The sequence below is a fragment of the Candidatus Aminicenantes bacterium genome (assembly GCA_026393855.1).
Classification (GTDB): Bacteria; Acidobacteriota; Aminicenantia; order Aminicenantales; family UBA4085; genus UBA4085.
In genome coordinates this window covers 76,395-97,313 of the sequence record JAPKZJ010000108.1, presented here as the reverse complement: position 1 = coordinate 97,313, position 20,919 = coordinate 76,395, and the positions used below count along the sequence as shown (strand labels likewise).

Annotated in this window: 17 protein-coding genes and 1 pseudogene; 9 read left to right on the top strand and 9 right to left on the bottom strand. The window is 66.5% G+C overall.

Translation table 11 applies throughout. From position 1 onward, the window contains the following. Positions 1 to 8 precede the first annotated feature (8 nt). Positions 9 to 254, bottom strand: a complete 246-nt coding sequence (locus NTZ26_13255) for a hypothetical protein (GenBank protein ID MCX6561469.1) — start codon at positions 252 to 254, stop codon at positions 9 to 11. A gap of 68 nt (positions 255 to 322) precedes the next feature. Here NTZ26_13255 and rpoZ point away from each other — a divergent pair. Next, positions 323 to 514 (top strand): annotated as a pseudogene (rpoZ, locus tag NTZ26_13250) (DNA-directed RNA polymerase subunit omega). A 20-nt stretch (positions 515 to 534) separates the two neighbouring features. Here rpoZ and cyaB read toward each other — a convergent pair. From cyaB to NTZ26_13225, 5 genes are all read right to left on the bottom strand, one after another. After that, positions 535 to 1,248, bottom strand: coding sequence for a class IV adenylate cyclase (cyaB, locus tag NTZ26_13245; protein ID MCX6561468.1), 714 nt, complete (start codon positions 1,246 to 1,248; stop codon positions 535 to 537). Position 1,249: 1 nt separating this feature from the next. Beyond that, a complete protein-coding gene (locus tag NTZ26_13240; protein MCX6561467.1) occupies positions 1,250 to 2,245 on the bottom strand; it encodes a polyprenyl synthetase family protein in 996 nt (331 codons plus the stop codon). Positions 2,246 to 2,283: 38 nt separating this feature from the next. Further along, positions 2,284 to 3,132, bottom strand: a complete 849-nt coding sequence (locus NTZ26_13235; protein ID MCX6561466.1) for a TatD family hydrolase — start codon at positions 3,130 to 3,132, stop codon at positions 2,284 to 2,286. A gap of 75 nt (positions 3,133 to 3,207) precedes the next feature. Further along, positions 3,208 to 4,968, bottom strand: a complete 1,761-nt coding sequence (locus NTZ26_13230; protein MCX6561465.1) for a DUF885 family protein — start codon at positions 4,966 to 4,968, stop codon at positions 3,208 to 3,210. A gap of 213 nt (positions 4,969 to 5,181) precedes the next feature. Next, positions 5,182 to 6,183 carry a ketoacyl-ACP synthase III gene (locus NTZ26_13225; protein ID MCX6561464.1) on the bottom strand — a complete coding sequence of 334 codons (1,002 nt, stop codon included), beginning with the start codon at positions 6,181 to 6,183 and terminating at the stop codon, positions 5,182 to 5,184. Between the two features lie 113 nt (positions 6,184 to 6,296). Between NTZ26_13225 and NTZ26_13220 the strand changes: the two genes are divergently transcribed. Further along, complete coding sequence (locus NTZ26_13220; protein MCX6561463.1) at positions 6,297 to 6,791, top strand: hypothetical protein; 495 nt, start codon at positions 6,297 to 6,299, stop codon at positions 6,789 to 6,791. Here NTZ26_13220 and NTZ26_13215 read toward each other — a convergent pair. Beyond that, the gene (locus NTZ26_13215) at positions 6,776 to 7,744 is read right to left on the bottom strand and encodes an NAD-dependent epimerase/dehydratase family protein (GenBank protein ID MCX6561462.1); all 969 of its coding nucleotides are present in this window, start codon (positions 7,742 to 7,744) and stop codon (positions 6,776 to 6,778) included. The genes NTZ26_13220 and NTZ26_13215 overlap by 16 nt on opposite strands. 90 nt (positions 7,745 to 7,834) lie before the next feature. Here NTZ26_13215 and NTZ26_13210 point away from each other — a divergent pair, with 90 nt between their 5' ends. Together NTZ26_13210 and NTZ26_13205 are read left to right on the top strand one after the other, a co-directional pair. Further along, the gene (locus NTZ26_13210) at positions 7,835 to 9,652 is read left to right on the top strand and encodes a hypothetical protein (GenBank protein MCX6561461.1); all 1,818 of its coding nucleotides are present in this window, start codon (positions 7,835 to 7,837) and stop codon (positions 9,650 to 9,652) included. A gap of 44 nt (positions 9,653 to 9,696) precedes the next feature. Further along, a complete protein-coding gene (locus tag NTZ26_13205; GenBank protein MCX6561460.1) occupies positions 9,697 to 11,907 on the top strand; it encodes a hypothetical protein in 2,211 nt (736 codons plus the stop codon). 27 nt (positions 11,908 to 11,934) lie between these two features. Here the strand turns inward: NTZ26_13205 and efp are convergent, their stop codons facing one another. Both efp and NTZ26_13195 read right to left on the bottom strand, forming a co-directional pair. Beyond that, positions 11,935 to 12,498, bottom strand: coding sequence for an elongation factor P (gene efp / locus NTZ26_13200; protein ID MCX6561459.1), 564 nt, complete (start codon positions 12,496 to 12,498; stop codon positions 11,935 to 11,937). Between the two features lie 13 nt (positions 12,499 to 12,511). Next, the gene (locus tag NTZ26_13195) at positions 12,512 to 13,588 is read right to left on the bottom strand and encodes a hypothetical protein (GenBank protein ID MCX6561458.1); all 1,077 of its coding nucleotides are present in this window, start codon (positions 13,586 to 13,588) and stop codon (positions 12,512 to 12,514) included. 130 nt (positions 13,589 to 13,718) lie between these two features. Here NTZ26_13195 and NTZ26_13190 point away from each other — a divergent pair, with 130 nt between their 5' ends. The 5 genes from NTZ26_13190 (at position 13,719) to NTZ26_13170 (ending at position 20,917) form a co-directional block, all read left to right on the top strand. Next, entirely contained in the window at positions 13,719 to 15,398 is a 1,680-nt protein-coding gene (locus NTZ26_13190; GenBank protein MCX6561457.1) for an amidohydrolase, read from the top strand. A gap of 61 nt (positions 15,399 to 15,459) precedes the next feature. Further along, complete coding sequence (locus NTZ26_13185) at positions 15,460 to 15,933, top strand: NAD(P)H-dependent oxidoreductase subunit E (GenBank protein MCX6561456.1); 474 nt, start codon at positions 15,460 to 15,462, stop codon at positions 15,931 to 15,933. Continuing rightward, a complete protein-coding gene (locus NTZ26_13180; GenBank protein ID MCX6561455.1) occupies positions 15,930 to 17,837 on the top strand; it encodes a 4Fe-4S binding protein in 1,908 nt (635 codons plus the stop codon). Before NTZ26_13185 ends, NTZ26_13180 begins: the two co-directional genes overlap by 4 nt. Further along, positions 17,834 to 20,083 (top strand): molybdopterin-dependent oxidoreductase, encoded by a 2,250-nt coding sequence (locus tag NTZ26_13175; GenBank protein MCX6561454.1) that lies wholly within the window; start codon positions 17,834 to 17,836, stop codon positions 20,081 to 20,083. Before NTZ26_13180 ends, NTZ26_13175 begins: the two co-directional genes overlap by 4 nt. Beyond that, the gene (locus NTZ26_13170) at positions 20,084 to 20,917 is read left to right on the top strand and encodes a sulfide/dihydroorotate dehydrogenase-like FAD/NAD-binding protein (GenBank protein ID MCX6561453.1); all 834 of its coding nucleotides are present in this window, start codon (positions 20,084 to 20,086) and stop codon (positions 20,915 to 20,917) included. Positions 20,918 to 20,919: the final 2 nt, after the last annotated feature.

Sequence of the window (20,919 nt, the reverse complement as noted above, 5' to 3'; positions counted from 1 at the left end):
ATCAAAGCTCAGAAGGAGTCGGGGCCATCGTCGGCCGGGGGAATCTCCTCGGGCGGCTCGGGGATGGATTCCGGTTCCAGGGGAGGGATCGCCTCGATCTCGGCGGCCCGCCGTTCTGCCCGCCCCCGGAACAGGCGCTTCAGCCGGGTCCAGCCGCCGGCCGGGGCGTCGCCGTCCTCGATGGCACAAGGCCGGGATGTCTTACGGGCATGGACCGGGTCGCGGTCGGGCTCGTCGCGTTCGATGGCGTCCATGGAAACTATCATCTTAGGGAAATCGGGGCTAAAACTCAAGGTTGTCTTGCCGGGCCGATTCTGTTAAAATGGACGCCTTCATCCACTTTCAACCCAAGGAGATCGCGCCTTTGCAGACGTATGGCAAGCTCGACAGCAAATTCCGGTTCGTCATCGTGGCGTCCAAGCGCGCCAAACAGCTCCTCAAAGGCGCCAAGGTGAAGATCCGGACGAAATCCCGCAATCCCATCCGAATCGCCCAGGCTGAAGTCCGCGAGGGCCTAGTCGATTTCGACATCATTCAGGACCGGCCCGAGGACCTCCTCGAGGCCGACGAACAGGTCTTCACCCCCGACGACGAGATCGACGATTTGGACGGCGCCGCCGGTGCGGACGACGACGAAGCCGAAGAAGGGGCGGAGGCCGCTGAGGAAGAGGGGGCCGAGTTCGACGACACCGCCCATGAGGATGACGAGGGGCACGGCGAGGAGTGAGTCGTCCCTTCCGGATAGCCGGCCTCGGCCAGCATCCGGACATAGCCTGCGGTGATCCACTCCCGCGACGGGAAGCCCAATTTTTCGGCCAGCCTGGCGATGGCCGGCCGTTCGCCTTCCAGTTCGAGAAAATTGCCCAACAGGGTTTCGTCCAGGCAGACTGAGACCTTGCCCATCCGGAAAGCGGTCCGCATCTTGGCGTAGCGGAAGACGGGCCGCAAGCCGAGCGCCCGCACGATCTTGCGAGCCTGAACCAGGTCGCGGACCCCGGTCTCGAATTCCTCCCGGACCTTGAAGCGCCTCGATTTTTGGGTCGGACCTTTGAAGGTCAGGCTGGCCCGCCGGCCGGCCAGGCGCAGCCGCAAAGCGCGGCCGCCGGCTTTCAAGCGACCGTCGGGGAAATCGAAGAGGACGTTGTTTTCCCGGTGCCGCTCCCGGCGCAGCGCGGCTCCCAGTCCGAGCAGGCGGTCCCGCATCGCCTTGGGATCGCCGATCCGAATCTTGATCTCGACTTCCAGCACGTCATTTATCCCGGTTGAGCAGCAAGCCGATCAAGCCGAGTAGCGCCTCTCGGGCCTCGCTTTCGGGCAGGGTTCGGAGGATGGCTTCGGCTTCGGCCGCGCTCCGGCGGGCTTCCTCGAGCGTCTCCGCCAGGGCGCCCGTGGCTCGAACCGCGTCCAGAATTTCGGGACCGACTTCGGGATCGGAGGCCAAGCTTTCGATCCGCGCCAGGATCCGCCGTTTCGGCTCGCCCTCGAGGCGTTTGAGACACCTCAGAATCGGCAAGGTGAATCGGCCTTCCCTGAGATCGGAAAGAACGGGCTTGCCCAGAGTGCCGGCGTCGCCGGCGTAATCGAGCCAATCGTCGACGATCTGGAAGCACATCCCGAGGCAGCGGCCGAAGGCCTCCATGGCCTCGGATTGGGCCGGGGTCGCATGGCCCAGCTCGGCCCCGATGCGGCAGGCTCCGGCGAAGAGGGAGGCCGTTTTTTTGTTCAGGATCTCACGGTAGACGGGTTCGGGAATATCCGGCTTCCCGCTCCAGGAGGTTTCGACGAGCTCGCCCTCGATCATGGCGGCCGTGACGCCGGCCAGGATGTCGATCAGGGCGTAGTTGCGCTTGCGCAGCGCCAGCAGGATGGATTGGATGTAAAGAAAATCGCCCAGCAGGACGGTGATGTTAGCCCCCCAGCGGGCGTGAACCGTGGCCTGGCCGCGCCGCCGGTCGGAGTTGTCGACGATATCGTCGTGGATCAAGCTGGCCGTATGGAGGACTTCGATCATGGCTGACCAGAAGACCGATTCTCCGTCGGGGAGGCCGAATAGGCGGTTCGAGAGGAGAAGAAGCGCGGGTCGGATCCGCTTGCCTCCGAGCAGAAACAGATAGTCGCCTATCTCCGCCAGCAGGGGATTGGCTGCGGGCACGACCCGCCTCAGCTCGTCCTCGACCAGCGCCAGATCGGGGAGGATGGGCCGGTAAAGGTCGCTGAGGGCGGCGGCAACGGGCGAATTATCCATGGCGGGGCGTTCATCTTAGCACGGAGCCCGGAAAGGGGTCAAACGGCCGGGGCCGGCCGCGAAACCAGGAAGGCTTCGTAGTTCCGGCGCAGCGAAGGGGCTAGATCGGCCGGATCGAGTCCGCGCAAGCCGGCCAGAAACCGGGCTGTCGCCGCGGCGAAGGCCGGCTCGTTGCGCTTGACGCGTCCGCGGTAGGGCACCGGAGCCAGATACGGCGCGTCGGTCTCCACGAGCAGCCGATCGAGGGGGACCCGGGCGGCGACTTCGCGCAGATTCCCGGCGCTCGGAAAAGTCAGGATGCCCGAAAAGGAGATCCAAAAGCCGCGGTCGATCATGGACGCGGCGAACGGCCAGTCCTCGGTGAAACAGTGCAGGATGCCGCCCCGCGAGAAATTTTCCCCGTCCACGGCCGACCGGATATCCGACCCGGCCAAGCGGCTGTGGATAATCGCCGGGAGGCCGAGGGTCTCGGCCAGGGCGAGCTGTTCGGCAAAAGCCCGGCGCTGTTCGGCCGGAGTGGAAAAATCATAGTGATAGTCGAGGCCGATCTCGCCGACCGCGACGAGAGAGCCCGATCGGGCCAGGCCGACGATCTCTTCGGCCCGGGCCGGCGACCAGTCCTTGGCCTGGTGAGGATGAAGGCCGGCTGCGGCTCGGATCCAAGCCTGGGTTCGGAGGAGCTCCAGCGTGATTCGCCGGCTCCGTTCGGAGGAGATGTCGATGGGGCAGAGGATGGCCCCGATGCCGGCGGCTTGGGCCCGGGTCAGTACTTCATTCCGGTCCGGGTCGAACTCCGGCATATCCAAATGGGCGTGGGTATCGGGGAAGATGGAGTCCGGCGCGGGCGCGGGATGCGGATCGGAGGGGAGAGTCTTTTCGTCGCTCATGGGTCGGCTCAAAAAAAACCCCCGCTCATCCTTCGGCGGGGAAGGATGAGCGGGGGATGGCGGGACAACGCGCCCTTACTGGGCGAACTTGTTCTTCAGCGACCGCAGCGGCATGGGTCCGAAGCTCAGCAGCTTGGCCGCGAATTCCTTCTTGTTGAAGGCTTGGCCTTGAGTCTGCTTGGCGGCCTTCTCAAGATCCAGAATTTCCTGCAGCCCCATGTAGGGATAGACGGCTAAGCCGGGGTTGAGGACGATCATGTCCCACTTGCGCTCGGCCTCGGCCGGGGTCATGAAGCCCTGCTTGGTCATATAGGCGACGACCTGCTCCTTGGTCATGTTGCCCTGATGGACGTTGAGCTCCATCTGGAAGTCGATGACGGCCTTGAGCATGAGCTTGAGCTGGTTCAGGCGCAGGCGCAGATCGTACTCGCCGAAGCCGGCGTAGATGAACGTGTCTTCGATATAAAGCGGCCAGCCGGCGATGAGCGGTTGGCTGGGGTGAAGCTTGCGCAGGATGTTGGCGTTCTTGCGGGTGATGGCGGCGGGGAAGAAAGAGCCCGGGTAGATTCGCTCGATCGTCCAGAACGGGAGATAGTAGTGGTTGAACTCCTCGAGAAAGGAATTCGCCTTTTCGTCCGTCCAGTCGGCCGGGATGGGCTGAACCTGGACGCTGAAGGGGCCGGCCGTCTCGTAGGGAGCGGGGCCGGCGAGCTTCAGCCAGGTCAGGCCCTGGTGGAAGGGCTCCATTGCGTCGATCGTCAGGTCGACGTCGGGCACGTCGAGGAGTTTGGTCTTAGCCACGAACTCTTTGATCTCGGCCGCCGAGGCCTTGACCTGGCCCACCCAGTCGGCCCGGTTCATGTGATCACCCTTGATCTTGTCCAAAACACCTCTGATGACATAGTTTTGGCCGGCCTCCACACTGCCGGCGTTGAGCTTGGCCAGATCAATGGCGGGGTACATGACCGGGTAGTAGGACACGCAAATCCGGGCCATCTCGACCTTGATATTATTGATGTCGGCCTTGGAGCGATCGATGAGCTCTTGGACCAGGATATTGTTTTGCCCGGTCAGACGGAGGAGCTTGGTGTGGCCTTCGGGTCCGAGCCGGAAGTTGCCGGTGGACTTGGCCAGCAGATCGCCGGCCAGGAACTTGCCCCAGTCCTCGACCGCGGCCACGGCCTTGGCCGCTTCGGCCTGGAACTTGGCCTTGGCCTCGCCGTTGACGGATTCAATCGCCTTGGGCAGCTCGGTCTTGTAATAGTCGAGGATGGCGGCGAACTGCTTGACGGCCGCATCGGTGTACTCCTTGGGCGGAGTCTTAAGGTTTTCTTTAGCCTGCTTGATGAAGCCGGGCAGGGCCTTGGCCCGGGCCGTGGCGGCGGCGAGCTTGGCGTCGGTGACACCCTTGCCCAGCAGCCCGCGCAGGCTGTTGAGAATGATCTCATTGTAGAAGAGGGGATTGTACTGCTGGGGAACGAGATTCTCCAGCCGGAAGAGCTCAAAGTCGATGGCATCGAGCAGGATCTCGCGGTCGACCTGGGTCTCGGGGCTGAGCTTGTCGGCGGCGACCTTGGTCACCAGATCCTTGTTGAATCCGTCCAGGGCCGTGCCCCGCTTCTCGATGGCGCCCTCGCTGAAATCCTCGAGCTTGTCGGCGTACTTGGCGAATCCGACGGCCGTGCCGGCCGTGGGATAGAACTTCCAGTATTCGTCCAGGTACGAATCGACGATCTTGATGAACTTGGCATCCTCGCCGCTGGCTTGCGAGAGCAGCCATCCGGATCCGGCCAGGATACCGATCCCGCATAGCAGCAGGATAAGCTTTTTCCTCATGACCTCCTCCTCCTCATTGTAAAGAAATTTGTATTCAAGAGATCTTGGGATATCTTGGGCATCCTAGCACAGATAAGTCGAAAAATGCAATTTCCAGGGGCGGCGGCCATCCGGCGCGGGATCGGCTCCAGGTGGACGAAGCCGGACCTGTGTTCACGCTTGATAAAGCAGCAATTATCGTGCCAGAGATGGGGCGCGGCGGAAATCCGGGGTTCACCATCGGATGACCGCGGACGCCCAGGTGAAGCCCGAGCCGAACGCGGTCAAGACCAGGATGTCGCCGGGCTTGAGGCGGCCCTCACGGACCGATTCGTCCAGAGCGATGGGAATCGAGGCGGCGGTGGTGTTGCCGAACCGCTCGATATTGCGGACGACCTTGTCGAGAGGGATCTGAAGCTTCTTGGCCACCATCTGCGAGATGCGGTCGTTGGCCTGGTGGGGGATGAGCAGGGAGACATCGCCGATCGTCAGCCCATTGGCTTCGAGGGCGGTCATAACGGCTTCGGGCATCCGCTCGCAGGCGTTCATGAAGACGCGTTTGCCGTCCATATGAGGAACGGCCAGATGGTTGTCGATCAAGCCCTGGTGGATGTAATGCTTGTCCTTGACCGTGGGAAAAGGCTGCCAGAGCTCCTCGACGAAGCGGCCGTCCGCCCAGAGATGGGTCGAGAGCAGGCCGCGGCCGTCGTCCCCGTCGTACGGCTCGCAGATGACGGCCGCGGCGCCGTCGCCGAACAAGACCGCGAGATCCCGGCCTTCATCGGAGAAATCGAGATTGGTGGATTGAACCTCGGAAGCCACGAGCAGGATGCGTTTGTAGGTTCCGGTCCGGATGTACTGATCGGCGACGGAGAGGCCGTAGAGGAAGCCGCTGCATTGATCCCGGACGTCTAAGGCCGGGATGCCGGGGAGGCCCAGCTTGGCCCCGATCTGGACACCGATGCCGGGGAACAGGTAGTCCGGCGAAACCGTGGCGGCGATGATGAAGTCGAGGCCGGCTTTGTCGATCCCGGCGCTCTCGATCGCCCGGGCGGCCGCCTCGACTCCCAGGTCCGAGCTTCCGACGCCCAAGTCGACGTGATGGCGGGTCTTGATGCCCGACCTTTGCTGGATCCATTCGTCGGAAGTCGTCATCAGCTTTTCCAGGTCGAAGTTGGTGACGATGCGGGGCGGGACGTAATGGCCGGTCCCGGTGATGATCGTGCGTCGGGTCATAGGTTACCTCGGAGATGCCGCTCATTATAATGAAGGCAAAATCGAAATGTAAAGCGGAGAATCCGGCTGAACCGCTTGACTCGGCTTCGGGCGGCTCCTAAACTAAGGAGACCATGCGCCGCCGAAGCTTCCTGCTGGGACTCGCCCTTGCGACGGGGGGGGGCCTCTCCGGGCAGACGGCGGGCGGGCTGGTCCGCGTCGAGGCCGGCATCACTCCGCTGCGGCTCGTCCGCGGCCAGGAGGGCAAGGTCCTGCTTAAGGTCGTGGTCAAAAGCGGGCTCTCGATCAGTCCTCACCCGTCCTTCACCATCGAATTCGAGCCCAGCGAAATATTAGTCTTCCCCAAGCCCTTCTTCAGCGCCACCGACCTCGACGCCGAAGTCGTGACGATCGACGGCCGCCAAGTTCTTAGCTTCAAAAAGCCTCTGCAGGTCCCCTTCACCGTGGCGGCCCGGGCGCCGCGAGGCGTGCATGTCCTGACAGGCAAGGTCGGATTCTACGCCGTCTCCCGGGCCGAAGGGTGGTGCCGCAAGGGAGCGGTCCGCTTCCGGGCCACCTATTCCACCCGCACCGCCCTGGTCTCCCCGGACATTCAGATCCGGCCCTGAGCCAAGCACCAGTCCAGGGTCTCGGCCAGCCCCGCGTCCAGGGAATATGTCGTCTCGAAGCCCAATTCGGCGCGGGCCTTCCCGACATCCGCCTCCCAACCCGTTTGTTCGAGCTCGGCGACTTTGGGCCGGTTGATGAGGCTGGCCCGGCCCGTCCGGCGCGACCTTGCGTCCGAGAGGCGGGCCGCGGCCTTGACGGCGGCCATCGGGATGCGGAGGCGGCGAGCCCGGCGACCAAGATGGAGGGCGGCCAGCCGGCCGATTTCCTCGAAGCTCGAGGCGTCCGGATTTCCGACTTGGAAGATTTCGCCGGATCGCACCCCGGCTTCGCCCGCCAGGATCAAAGCCCGGACGAGGTCCTTGACATAGCAGATCGAGATCGGCTGCCGCCCGGGCCCGAAGCAGGGCAGGATGCCGCGCTTGAGGATCCGGAAGAAGCGGGCGAACTCCTCGTCCCGCGGTCCGTACACGGCGCCGACCCGGATGATGACCGAAGGGAACCGATCGGCCCGGGCCAGGACCTCGGCTTCACCCGCAAGCTTGCTGCGGCCGTATGGCGAGACGGGGGCCGGGGGGTCGTCTTCCCGGCGGGGACGGCCGCCGATGGAGGGGCCCGCGGCGGCCATGCTGGACAAGTGGATGAGGCGCGGGAATTGGCCTTGGGCGGCCAGGGTTTCCAACAAGCTTGCCGTGCCGAAACGGTTTACGCTAAAATACGCTTCGGTTTTCAAGGCTTTCGTCAGGCCCGCGAGATGGAAGACCCGGTCGAGGCCGGGCGGGAAGGCCGGCGCATCGAGAAGGCCGCCCGGCACGAGTCGGATCGGGATCCCTTTCAGGAACTTGAGGGTTCCGGGATCGCGGACGAGCGCATAGACCTCGTGCCCCGAGGCCGTCAAGGCTTCGGCCAGGTGGCTTCCGATGAACCCGGTTCCGCCGGTCAGCAGGACTTTCATGGCGTGCGCCGACCCATTCTAAACCGGCGCCGGCGCCCGGTCAAACCGGCCGGTCCGGCCGGGTCCGCCGACGGACCCGAGGAGGAACGCATGGAGACGCTCGTGACCGCAGCCCCTCGTCGCGTCGCGGCGGCCGTCGCCTGGCTCCTCCTGGCCGCCATGGCGGCCGGCGCGGCGACGCCGATTCTGCCGCTGGATCAAGTCAGGGCGGGCATGAAAGGGAAGGGCCGCTCCGTATTCGCGGGGACGGCCATCGAGGAGTTCGACGTCGAAATCCTGGGCATCCTCTCGAATCCGAATCCCAAGCGGAGCATCATCATCGCCCGCCTCTCCGGGCACAAGGCCCTGGCCGGAGGAGGCATCATCGCCGGCATGAGCGGAAGCCCCGTCTATATCGACGGCAAGCTCGTCGGCGCGGTGGCCTACGGCTTTCCCTACTCCAAGGAACCTATTGCCGGCCTGACTCCGATCGAAGAGATGCTGGCCATCCCGGCCGAATCCGCCAAGCCCGCCTCGCCGGGCCCGCCTTCGTTGGCTCTTGCTTCCCGGTTGAGCTTGGAGGATCTGCTGTCTGCGCCGGGCTCCCGCCTCGGTCCGGCCGCGGCCGGCTCGACGGGCGGATTGTCGCCGCTCAAGGTGCCGCTCCTTCTGGGCGGGTTCGCCCCGGGGCAGCTCGACCGGGTGCGGACCCTCCTCGGCCCGCTGGGCTTCCAACCCATGCTCGGCGGCGGCGTCCAGTCCGCCGAGAAGCCTTTGGCCGCCGACTTGACGCTCCGCGAGGGCGACGCGGTCGCCCTCCAGCTCGTGACCGGCGATCTGGACGTCTCGGCCGTCGGTACGGTCACCTATGTCGACGGCGACAAAGTCCTGGCTTTCGGCCATCCTCTCTACAACCTCGGCGGCGTCGGATACGGAATGGCCAAGGCCAGAGTCATCACGATCATCCCGACCCTCGACAATCCCTCCAAGCTGGCCGTCGCGGGAGGGCAGGTCGGATCGTTCGTCCAGGACCGGACAGCCGGGGCCCGCGGCCTACTTAGCCGGCCGCCCAAGTTCGTCCCGGTCAACGTCAACCTGATCGGGGACGGCGGCAAGCTCCGAGAGTTCAAGCTGGGCCTCGTCGCCGACAAGCTCCTCACGCCCCTGCTGCTGAACATGAGCCTGGCCGCGCTGCTGGGCTCGGAGGAGCGGTCGTTGGGCGATCTGACCCTCGAGCTGCAGGGCGACATCTTCCTCAACGACGGGCAGAGCGTCCACCTGGAGGACATGTTTTCCGCCACTCTCGGCGCGGCCGTCACGGATCTGTCCGGCTTGGCCACGGCCGTGACCTACTTCCTGACCAATAACGAATGGGCCGAGGTCGGGATCCACCGCATCGACATCAACGTCCGGGCGATCGAGGGGCTGCGCCTGGCCCGGCTGGAGCGGATCTGGCTGGACAAGTACGAGGCATCGCCCGGGGAAATGATCACGCTCCGCGTCTATTACCGAAGCTACCGGGGCGAGTCGCAGATGGAAGAGATCCCGTTCCAGGCGCCTCGGCTCCCGGCCGGCTCGGAAATGCACCTGATCGTCGGCGACGCGGCCTCCATGGCCCAAATCGAATCGGGCCAGTACCGGTCCCGGGGCCTGATGCCGCGAAGCCTGGCCCAGCTCATCCGCCTGCTGGGCGGGCTGCGCAAGAGCAACCGGATCTATTTCAAGATCCTGACCTCCAAGCCGGGCCTGTTCCTGCGGGGCGAGGAGATGCCCAACCTGCCGCCCGGCTTGAAGTCCATGTTCACTTCGCCGCGATCCGCGGCCTCCGCCCCGACGGACCTCTCCACCTCGACTCTGACCGAATATCAGGTGCCCGTCCCGTTCGTCTTCGCCGGACAGGCCGTCGTGCCGATCCAGATCCGCAAATGACCCCGCTGGCCGCCCTCCCGCCTTCGGGAGCAAGGAGAACGACGATGAGAAAGAACTCGATAGCCCTGTTGACATTCGTTTCGGCAGTCGTCGCCGCCGCGACCTGGACTTGGGCCGTCGCTCCCCAGCGATGGACCCTCCGGACCTACGACGACTGGCTGCGCGGCAAATCCAACGGCGTCTCGCTTTCGGCCGAAGGGTCTCTGACCCTGGCCCCGCGCGAAGAGAAAATCGCCGGGCCGACGGAAGAGTTCTATCTGTCTTACCTGGCCGCTCCGGACGGGGCCGTCTTCATCGGGACGGGCCATGGCGGGCGTGTCTTCCGGCGGGCCAAGAACGGCCCGAACGAGCTCTATTTCCAGACCGCCGAGATGGATGTCACGGCCTTGGCCGTCGATCCGAAGGGCGTTCTGTTCGCAGCCACTTCGCCGCAGGGCAAGATCTACCGGATTCCCGAGAAGGGTAAGGGAACGGAGTTCTTCAATCCGGCTGAGAAGTACATCTGGGATCTCGAGTTCGAGGGCACCGGGAACCTCCTGGCCGCCGTGGGCGAGGCCGGCGGAATCTATGAGATCTTGCCCGAGGGCCAGGGCCGGATGGTTTTCAAGTCGGCCGAGAACCACATCCTTTGCCTGCGCCGCGACCGCGGCGGCGACCTGATCGCGGGCAGCGGCGGACCGGGCGTCGTCTATAAAATCGGCCGCAACGGGCGCGGCCAAGTCCTGTTCGAGACTCCGTTCGAAGAAGTTCGGGCCCTGGCTATCGACGCCCAGGGCGCCATCCTGGCCGGGGCGGGCGGAACATCCCGGTCGCACAAGGAGGAGCCGGCGGCCGTCGCCCCGCCCGTCCAGACCGATGTCGTCATCTCCGTTTCGGCCAGCGCCGGGACAGCGTCGACAGCGTCGGTCGCGGCCGCTCCCGAGACCGCTCCGTCGGCCCGCCCGGCGATCGCCGGGGCACCTGTGAAAGAGCCCGGCGCGGTCTTCAAGATCGGCCCCGATGGTTTGGTCCGGCGGATCTGGAGTTCGGCCGACGAGATGGTCTATGCCCTCCATTGGAGCGAGACCGAGCAGAAGCTCTTCATCGGGACGGGCCCCAAGGGACGGCTCTACGGTGTCGACAAGGACGAGAAGCTGTCGCTTGTCCTGCAAAAGGAATCCGAACAAATTTTCGCTCTGATCCCAGTGGAGACGAAGCTCCATCTCCTGTCCAACAACCCGCCCGAGATCTCCGTCCTTTCCCCCGAGCCCCGCTCCGAAGGCGAGTACCTGGGCCCCGTGCTGGACGCCAGGACGCCGGCGGCCTGGGGCCGCGTCCAATGGGAGGCGGTCTTGCCCCAGGGGGCGGTCGTCCAGATCCTGTCCCGCAGCGGCAACACCGCCGAGCCGGGCCCGTCCTGGTCGGACTGGTCGCCGCCCTATGCCAAGGCGGATGGCGAGCCCGTCCTCAGCCCCCGCGGCCGATACCTCCAGCTCCGGGCCTTGCTCAAGACAGGCACGGCGCGAGGGACGCCTTCGCTGGCCCGGCTGACGATGGCCTACCTCCAAGCCAATATGCCTCCGGCCATCGGTAAGCTCGATCTTCTGCCGCCGGGCGAAGTCTATCTCAAGCCGATCGATCAGGACGAGATCATCTGGGGATTGGAGCGGCGGGCGCCCGACGCCCCCTCGGGCCGACACGACGACCTCAAGTTCGCCATGGCCAAGAAGGTCGAGCGGCGCGGCTACCAGACCGCGGTCTGGGAGGCGGACGATGAAAACGCCGATGCGCTGTCGTACTCCGTCTGGCTTCGGGCCGACGGCGAGGCCGGCTGGCGCCTGCTCGAGGATCATTGGACGGAAACGCTCTATGCCTTCGCCACGACTCCATTGGCCGACGGCATCTATGCCCTGAAAATCGTCGCCACGGACCTGCCCTCCAACCCGGCCGAGACGGCCCGCTCCGTCGAGAAGACGAGCTCCGCCTTCCTGGTCGACAACGCGGCCCCGGTCGTCAAGGACCTGCAGACGCGGAAAGAAGCCGGGGCCCTGTTGCTGAGCTTCGCGGTCGAGGACGAGTTTTCGGCCGTCAAGGAAGTTCGCTACCTGCTGCGGCCGGACGACTGGCGGATCGTCTTTCCCGAGGATGGGATCTGCGACGGCCGGACCGAAAGCTTCAAGCTGAAGATTCCGCTGGCGGCGGGGAGCGACAATCTGGTCACGATCCTGGTCAGGGATGCGGCCGGGAACACCGCGACTTTCAAACGGGCGATCTGAGCTCCGGCCCGGCGGGGCGAGCCGACGTTACTTGACCCGCTCCAGGTATTTGTCCTCCCGGGTGTCGATGCGGATGACGTCGCCGTCGTTGACGAACGGGGGGACGGGAACAATCAGCCCGTTCTCCATGGTGGCCGGCTTGTAGGAGGCGGCGGCCGTGGCGCCCCTCATCGACAGCTCGGTCGAGGCGACCTTCATCTCCATGAACGTCGGGGGGATGACGTTGACGGGCAGGCCGTCGAAGCTCTCGATGCTGAAGACGACGTTGGGGACCAGATACTTGACGGAGTCGCCGATGGCCTCGGCGGTGAGCTGGACCTGGTCGTAGGTCTGGTGGTTCATGAAGACGTATTCGTCGCCGTTCTGGTACATGAACTCCATATCGACGGCGTCGAGGTGGATCTGTTCGACCCGGTCGACCGAGCGGAAGCGGTGGTCCTTGACCGAATTGTCCTTCAGGCTCCGTAGCTTTGTCTGGACCATGGCCTTCCAGCGGCCGGGTGTGATCAGCTGCATCTCGACGACCCGCCAGAGTTGGCCGTCCTCCATCTTCAGGATCATGTTCTTGCGGATATGCGTGGCGTCGATCATGGGGGCTCCGGAATCAGGATTCGCGCCGAGCCCCTTCGTCCACTCGGACGACGAAGGCCTGGCCTCCGGCCTCGGCCACGGCCGCGGCGACGCGGTCGGGATTGACGGGCGCATAGGCGAACATGCAGCCGCCGCCGCCGGAGCCGTTTATTTTAGCACCAAAGGCCCCGGCGTCAAGGGCCGCCGCGATCAGGGCCTCGATCTTGTCGGTCGAGATGCGGAGACGGTCGCGCAGCACGGCGTGCTGGGCCGTCAGCAGGCCGCCGAAGCGGCGGTGATCGAAGGCCGGGGCTTGGAACAAGTGGGCGCCTTCCCGGGTCAGGTCGCGGGTCAGCAGCGTGCCCAGGAGCAACCGGCTTTCGTCGGCCGGCAGGAGCTCGATCTCCCGCCGGACTTCGCCGCTGAGAGGGGACTTGAGATCGAAGCCGGGGATGCGCTCGGCGACGCGGGCGGCGCCGGCCAGGACGTGAGACTTGATGAAGCCCAGTGTCCCGGTGGTGTCCTTCTTCTGAAGGGAATTGGCCAGGACGAACGTCCCCAGGGGATTGCGCAACTGGTCGAAGCCCATGGGGGTGTCGAAGCGGATCCAGACCACACCGCCGAAGGCGGAGGCGTAATGGTCCATCTTGCCGCCCGGTTCCCGGAACTCGGCCACTTCGGTGTCGAAGCCCAGCTCGGCCAGAGCTCGCGGGTCGGCGGCCCGGGGATCGCCGGCCGCCTCCAGCAAGAACTTGTTCCAGGCTACAACCATGGCCGAGGAGCTGGAGGTTCCGGCGTTGATCGGGATGGTGCTGGTGATGCGGCAATCCCAGCCCGAGAGGGGCAGGCCGGCCCGGCGGTGGATGTTGACGGCGCTTTTCAGGTAGTCGCGCTTCTTGTCGTAGGGCATCTCGGCGGTCGCCGTCAGCTCCTCCCGCTCACCCAAATCGGGCATGTCGATGATGATCCGTCCGTCCGTCCGGCGCGTCCCGGCGATGGTGATGCGCAGATCGAGGGCGGCGGCGATGATGGCCAAGCCGAAGTAGTCCTGGTGTTCGCCGAAGAGGCACATGCGGCCGGGGGAGGAGACACTGAGCGTGGATGGATTCATATCCTATGTTATTAGCCGAAGACGGGCCGCCAGTCAACCGACGCCGTTGACTTCCTTCCCCTCGGAACCTATAGTGACCGCGGGCGGACGGGCCGCGGCGTCAAGCCGTCCGGCCGGGGAGAGAGACGGCATGAAGCAACGGATTCTTATCGCGGCGGCGGTCATCGGACTGGTGATCGGCGGCGAGGCCTGCCGGAAGGGAGCGGTCATGAAGGCGGACGCGGTTTACCTGAATGGTTCCTTCCTCACTCTGGACCCGGAGAAGCCCCGAGCCGAGGCCGTGGCTGTGTGGAACGGGAAGATCGCGGCGGTGGGGACGCAGGCTGAGATCCTGGCCCTGGCCGGACCGCAAACCCGGCGCGAGGATCTGGGCGGAGGCTTCGTCCTGCCCGGATTCGTCGACAGCCACGTTCACTTCCTCAACGGCGGCCTGGCCCTCCTCTCCGTCAAGCTCCGGGACGCCGGTTCGCGGGAGGAGTTCACGGCCCGGATCGCGGCCGAGGCCAAGGCCCGGCCCAAAGGGGAATGGATCCTGAACGGGGATTGGGATCATCAGCTGTTCCGGCCGGTCGAGCTGCCGCGGCGGGAGTGGATCGATGCCGCCACACCCAATCATCCCGTCTGCGTCAACCGGCTGGACGGCCACATGGTGCTCTGCAACAGCCTGGCCTTGGCCATGGCCGGCGTCACCCGGACGACACCGGCGCCGCCCGGGGGAGAGATCGTCCGCGATCCCAGGAGCGGCGAACCGACCGGCATCCTCAAGGACGCGGCCATGGACCTCGTTTTTCGAGTCGTCCCGGCGCCGGCCGAGGCCGAGCGACGGCGGGCCCTCGACGCCGCCCTCCGCTACGCGGCGGAGAAAGGCGTCACCTCGGTCCACGACGTCTCGGGCGAGGCCGGGTTCGACCTCTACCAGGAATACCGGCGGGCCGGGCGCCTGACGACGCGCATCTACTTTTATGTCCCGATCGCACGGGTCGACGAAGTCCTCCGGCTCGGCTTGCAGAGCGGGTTCGGCGACGACTGGCTGCGCTTCGCCGGCCTGAAAGGCTTCGCCGACGGCTCGCTGGGTTCGGGCACGGCGGCATTCTTCGAACCGTACAGCGACGAACCGGGCAACAAGGGCCTCTTCCACGGCGAGATGTTTCCCGAGGGGGTCATGGCCGCCCGCATCGCGGCCGCCGACGCGGGAGGGCTTCAGGTGGCGATCCACGCCATCGGCGATCGGGCCGTCGCGGTCATTCTGGACGCCTTCGAGAAGGCCGCTGGCGCCGGCCCGACCCGCGACCGCCGCTTCCGGATCGAACACGCCCAGCACCTGCGGCCGGCCGATTTCGCCCGCTTCGCCCGCCTGGGTGTGATCGCCTCGGTCCAGCCCTATCACGCCATCGACGACGGCCGCTGGGCCGAAGCGCGCATCGGGCCGGAGCGGGCCCGGACGACCTATGCCTTCCGGACTTTTCTCGATCAAGGCGTTCGGCTGGCCTTCGGCTCGGATTGGCCGGTGGCGCCGATGGACCCGATTCAGGGCCTCTACGCCGCCGTGACCCGGGCCCCGATCGACGGCTCGCGGCCCGGAGGGTGGGTGCCCGAGCAGAAGATCGGTCTCATGGAGGCCGTCCGTGCCTTCACTCAGGGCGGCGCCTACGCCGAATTCGCCGAGTCCCGCAAGGGCGTCCTGGCGGCGGGCCGCCTGGCCGACATGGTCGTCCTGGACAAGGACCCCTTGGCCGGGCCGCCGGCCGCGATCAAGGACATCCGGGTCCGGGCGACGATCTGCGGCGGGACCGTGGTCTATCGGCGGTGAAGCCCGGCCGTTTGCCGAAGCCTTTCGATTCTGCTATATTTTTTTCCGCCGGCAAGAAGCGATGAGCGACTCGTTCGATATCCGCGACATCCTGCACGAGGCGGGCTCGCGGCCGCGGGACCTTGTCGGCATCCTCCACCGCATCCAGGACCGTTTCGGCCATGTCCCGGCCTCGGTCCTGCCGGCGGTGGCCAAACACGTTCGAATGACCTCCAGCGAAGTCTACGGCGTCCTGTCCTTTTACCCCCGCTTTCATCTCCGGCCTCCGGCCCGCCATGTCGTCGAGGTCTGCCTGGGCACGGCCTGTCATGTCCGCGGCGGCGATGCCGTGGCCGAGGAGCTGGGACGAACCCTGGCCATTCGGCCTGGCGAGACGACGACCGACGGCCAGATCGACTTGAGAACTGTCAACTGCCTGGGCTGCTGCGCCATCGGCCCCGTCCTGCACGTGGACGGCCGCTTCGAAGCCCGGGTGACCGCGGGCCGGGCCCGCGAGATCGTCCTCGGCCTGCGGCGGGTCGAGCGGAAGGCATGATGCGTCTGGCCCATCCCGGCCATTTGGAGGATTGGCGGGCGCGCCTGCGCGAGGAGGCCTCGTCCCCGGCCCGAACGATCGTCGTTACGGCGGGGACCTGCGGCCGGGCCTCGGGAGCCATGGAGCTGGCCGAGGCGGTTCGGGCGGCCATCGAAAGCCGCGGCCTCTCCGGCCGGATCGGACTTCTGATCACGGGCTGCCACGGCTATTGCGAATGGGAACCCAGCCTTGTCGTTCAACCGGAAGGCTACTTCTACGGCCGCCTCGGGCCTGCCGACGCGGCCGAAATTGTGGAGAAGACCGGGCTCCAGGGCCGGATCGTCGAGCGGTTGGTCTATAAGGAAGGGCCGCGGTCGAAGGCGGTGACCCATCTGGCCGACCTGCCCTTCTACCGCAAGCAGCTGCGGCGCCTGACCGAAGCCAACCTGCGGCTCGACCCCGAGCGGATCGAAGACTATGTCCAACAAGGCGGCTATGGGGCCTTGGCCAAGGCTTTCTTCGAGATGTCCGCCGCCGGCGTCATCGATGAGATCAAAGCCTCGGGCCTGCGCGGCCGGGGAGGCGCGGGCTTTCCGACCGGGATCAAATGGCAGCTTGGCCGGGATGCGGCCGGACGCCCGAAATATGTCGTTTGCAACGCCGACGAGGGCGACCCGGGCGCCTATATGGATCGGGGCCTGCTGGAGGGAAACCCGCATTCGGTCTTGGAGGGGATGATCATCGGGGCTTATGCCGTGGGCGCTTCGGAAGGATACGTCTACGTCCGCGCGGAGTATCCCTTGGCCGTGGCCAACATCCGGCGGGCCATCGAGCGGGCCCGGGAGCTCGGCTTGCTGGGGGAGAACATCCTGGGATCGGAGGTCCACTTCGACGTCCAAGTGGTGCAGGGCGCGGGCGCTTTCGTCTCGGGCGAAGAGACGGCTCTTATCGCCTCGATCGAAGGCCGCCGTCCGCATCCCCGGCAGAGGCCGCCGTATCCGGCCGAATCCGGCCTGTGGGGCCGGCCGACGACGATCAACAACGTGGAAACCTGGGCCAGCGTCGTACCGATCATCGACCGGGGCGCCGGCTGGTTCGCCTCGGTCGGAACCGAGAAAAGCAAGGGGACGAAGATCTTTTCGCTGGTCGGCCGGGTTCGCCGGACCGGCCTGGTCGAGGTCCCGATGGGCGTCTCCCTGCGGGACATCATCGACGATATCGGCGGCGGCGCCCTGCCTGGGCGGACCCTTAAAGCCGTCCAGACCGGCGGGCCTTCGGGCGGATGTCTGCCCGCCGCGGGCCTCGGCGTGGCCGTGGATTTCGAAGCCCTGGCCCGGGCCGGCTCGATCATGGGCTCGGGCGGCCTGATCGCCATGGACGACCGCTCCTGCATGGTCGACGTGGCCCGTTTCTTCCTGGGCTTCGCGGCGGAAGAGTCCTGCGGCAAGTGCGCTCCCTGCCGGATCGGAACCCGTCTGATGCGCGGGATATTGGACCGCATCGTGGCCGGCCTGGCCGTGAATTCCGATCTGGATCGGCTGGAAGCCTTGGCCGTGACCGTCCAGGCCGCCTCGCTGTGCGGCCTGGGACGAACTTCGGCCAATCCCGTCCTTTCGACCTTGCGCTATTTCCGGGACGAATACCGGGCCCATGTCGAAGACCGGGTCTGTCCCGCGGGCGTCTGCCGGGCGCTTATCTCCTTGACCATCGACCCGGCGCTCTGCACCGGCTGCGGCTTGTGCCGCAAGATCTGCCCCGTCGATGCGATCGCGGGCCGGCCCAAGACCGTCCATGCCATCGACCCCGCTCTCTGCATTAAGTGCGGGGCTTGCGTTGAGGCCTGTCCGCCCGGCATCCGCGCCGTCCGCTCCGGGCCGGTTCAGGCCGAGCGAAAAGCCCCGGGCCGCGGGAGGCGCCGGTCATGAAAGCCGTCATCGACGGGCGGCCTTTCGAGACGGCCGGATCGGCGACGATTCTGGAGGCAGCCCGGCGGCTGGGCATCTCCATCCCGACCCTCTGCGATCATCCCCGCCTGGACCCGGCCGCGGCCTGCCGTCTGTGTTTGGTCGAGATCGCGGGCCGCCGGGAACCGGTTCCGGCTTGCGCCACCAACCTTGAGGACGGCATGCGCGTGGCCACGGATACGCCCTCTCTGCGGACCCTGCGGCGCGGGGTGATGGAGATGATCCTGGCCGAGCACCCGTCGGCCTGCTTGTTCTGCGAGGAGCGGCGCGATTGCCGGGAGCCGAAGGCCGGCATCCGCAAGACCGGCGAGCCGACGGGGTGCGTCCTGTGTCCCAAGGATGGAAACTGCCGGCTGCAGGACGCGGCGGCGGCCGTGGGCTTGGAACGGACCGCGTTCCCGGAGGCGCCGCGGGCTGCCGAACCTCGGCGGGACGACCCCCTGATCGATCGCGACGCCGGCCTCTGCATTCTCTGCGGCCTGTGCGTCCGCGTCTGCCGCGATCTGCGGGGGGCTTCGGTCCTGTCCTTCATCGGCCGGGGAGGCAAGACGGCGGTCGGGACCGCGCTGGACGGGACTCTTCTTGAGGCGGGCTGCCGATTCTGCGGCGCCTGCGTCGACGTCTGTCCCACGGGCGCGCTCCTCGAACGATCCGTCCGCTACCGGAAAGTCGACGAAATAAAGCCGATCGTCTGCGCGCTCTGCGCTGAGGGCTGCCTTCTTGAGGCCGAGCTGGACCGGGGCCGGCTGGTCGGGACGCGGCCCGCGGACGGATCCGCCAATCGGGGCCAGGCCTGCGTCAAAGGGCGGTTCCTGACGGCCGAGATTCATGCTTTTTCCGGCCGGTCGATGACGCCGCTCATCCGCCGGGCCGGGCATCTGATCCCGGCGGGGTGGGACGAAGCTTTGGCCGCCGCCGTGGCGGGGCTGCGCGCCGGCTCCGGCCCGTTCGCCGCGATCGTTTCGGCCTGGGATTCCTGCGAAGACCTTTGGGCTTTGCGGGCCTTGACCAGGGATGGCTTTGGTTCCACTGAATTCCGATTGGCCGGGTCGCCCGCCCCGCTCGGCCGAATCCAAGCGGCGGCCGGGATCGGCCCGGCCGAAGGCCTGCCGGATCTGCCCCATGCCGGCTTGGCCGGCATGAAAGCCATCGTCGTCTTTGACGAGGATCTTCCGGTCACGGCGCCGATGGTCGGGCTTGGTGTCGTTCAAGCCGTCCGTCGGGGGGCCCGGCTCATCGTCTTCGGCCCCCACGAAACCTGTCTCGATCGCTCGGCCAAAGTCAGGGTCCGGGCCGGCTCGGAAGAGGCCGCCGAATTCCTGCTCGATCTTCTGGCCGAGCTGTCCGGGTCGGCGGCGGAGCGCGGCGAGTCCGGCTGGGCCGAGCTGCGGAAAGCCTTGCGGGTCCGATCGGAGGGAAACCGGAGGGAGCGCCGGGCTCATCCGGACGAAAAGACGGTCAGGATCGCGGGTATCCTGGACAAGCGCAAGCCCGCCGCGTTCGTTTTCGGACCCCGCTTCGTCGCTGGGGAGTCCGGTCGGCGAAACGCCGCCGCGCTTTGGAACCTGGCCGAGCTCGTCGGTGCGGAGCTTGTCCCGATCGCTTGGGAAGCGAACGCCAGGGGAGGAGCGGCGCTCTTCGGGGCCGAGGCGGCAAGCCCGACTTGCGGCGAGACAATGGCCGCGGCGGGGAGACTCCTGCTGGCCGCCGATGTCCCGCCGGCCGCGGTCCGGCCGGAGGCCTTTGTCGTGGCTCTGGCCGCGTTCGAAGGCCGGTCGTCGGAGCGGGCCGACGTCGTCCTGCCGCGCACCTTGTTCGCCGAACAGGACGGGACTTGGGTCAATCGCGAGGGTCGGATCCAACAATCCCGGGCTGCCGTTCCTCCTCCGGGCGAAGCCCGACCCGTCTGGCGGATCGCTGCGGATCTGGGGCGGGCGATCGGCCGAAGCCCCGGGCCCGCTTCGGCCGACGAAATCATGTCCGAAATCGCGCGGACCGTGCCCGCGTTCGCCGGGGCGGCGGCGTCCCGGCCGGGGCATAATCCCGTCTTCCTGGCCTGGCCGAAACGGCCGGCCGGGCGATTCGCGGCGATCCCCGCGGCCGCCGCGGCCGATGAGCCGGCGGAACCCCTCGGTGATCCGGACGGCTTCCATGGGTTGTCGGCCGGGACGGCTCTAAAGAGCCTGAAGGCGATCCGGAGACGATAGATGGCGCATATTTTGGAACGCCGCAGGCTGGTCCCGAACATTCATCTGATCCGGATCCACGCGCCCGAAGTGGCGCGCCGATGCCGTCCCGGGCAGTTCATCATGGTCATGGCCGATCCGGACGGCGAACGAATCCCGCTCTCGATCGCGGACTGGGACGCCGCCGAAGGCTCCGTCTCGGCCGTCTTCCTTCTGGTCGGGACATCCACCCAGAAGCTGGCTCGACTGAAAGCGGGGGATGCGCTGGCCGCCTGCGCCGGGCCGCTGGGGCGGCCGAGCGAGATCGCGGCTTTCGGCACCGTTCTCCTCGTAGCCGGCTGCTACGGCATCGGCGCTCTTTATCCTGCGGCCCGGGCTTTGCGCGCGGCGGGCAACCGGCTGCTGCTCCTGGCCGACGTCAAAGCCGGACATTTGTTCTATTGGCAGGAGCGCTTCCGGGAGCTTTGCGACCGGGTCATGACGGCGGAGCGCGATCTCGGGGGCATGTCCCAGGAATTCGCGTCGCGGACAGTCGCGGGTGTCGCTGCCGGCGAGAAGCGAATCGACCGGGTCATGGTCTCGGGCTGCGCCTACCTCCTTGCCTCGGTCTCCGAAGCGACCCGCCCGCTGGGCCTGCGGACGATCGTCAGCCTCAACCCGGTCATGGTCGATGGGACCGGGATGTGCGGCGCCTGCCGCTGTTCAATCGGAGGGAAGACCCGATTTGCCTGCGTCGACGGGCCCGATTTCGACGGCCACCAGGTGGATTGGCCGGAGCTCTTCCGCCGCCGCGCCGCTTACCTCGACGACGAGATCCGGTCGCTTTGCTGGTGGGAGCGGGAGACCTTACCCTAGGG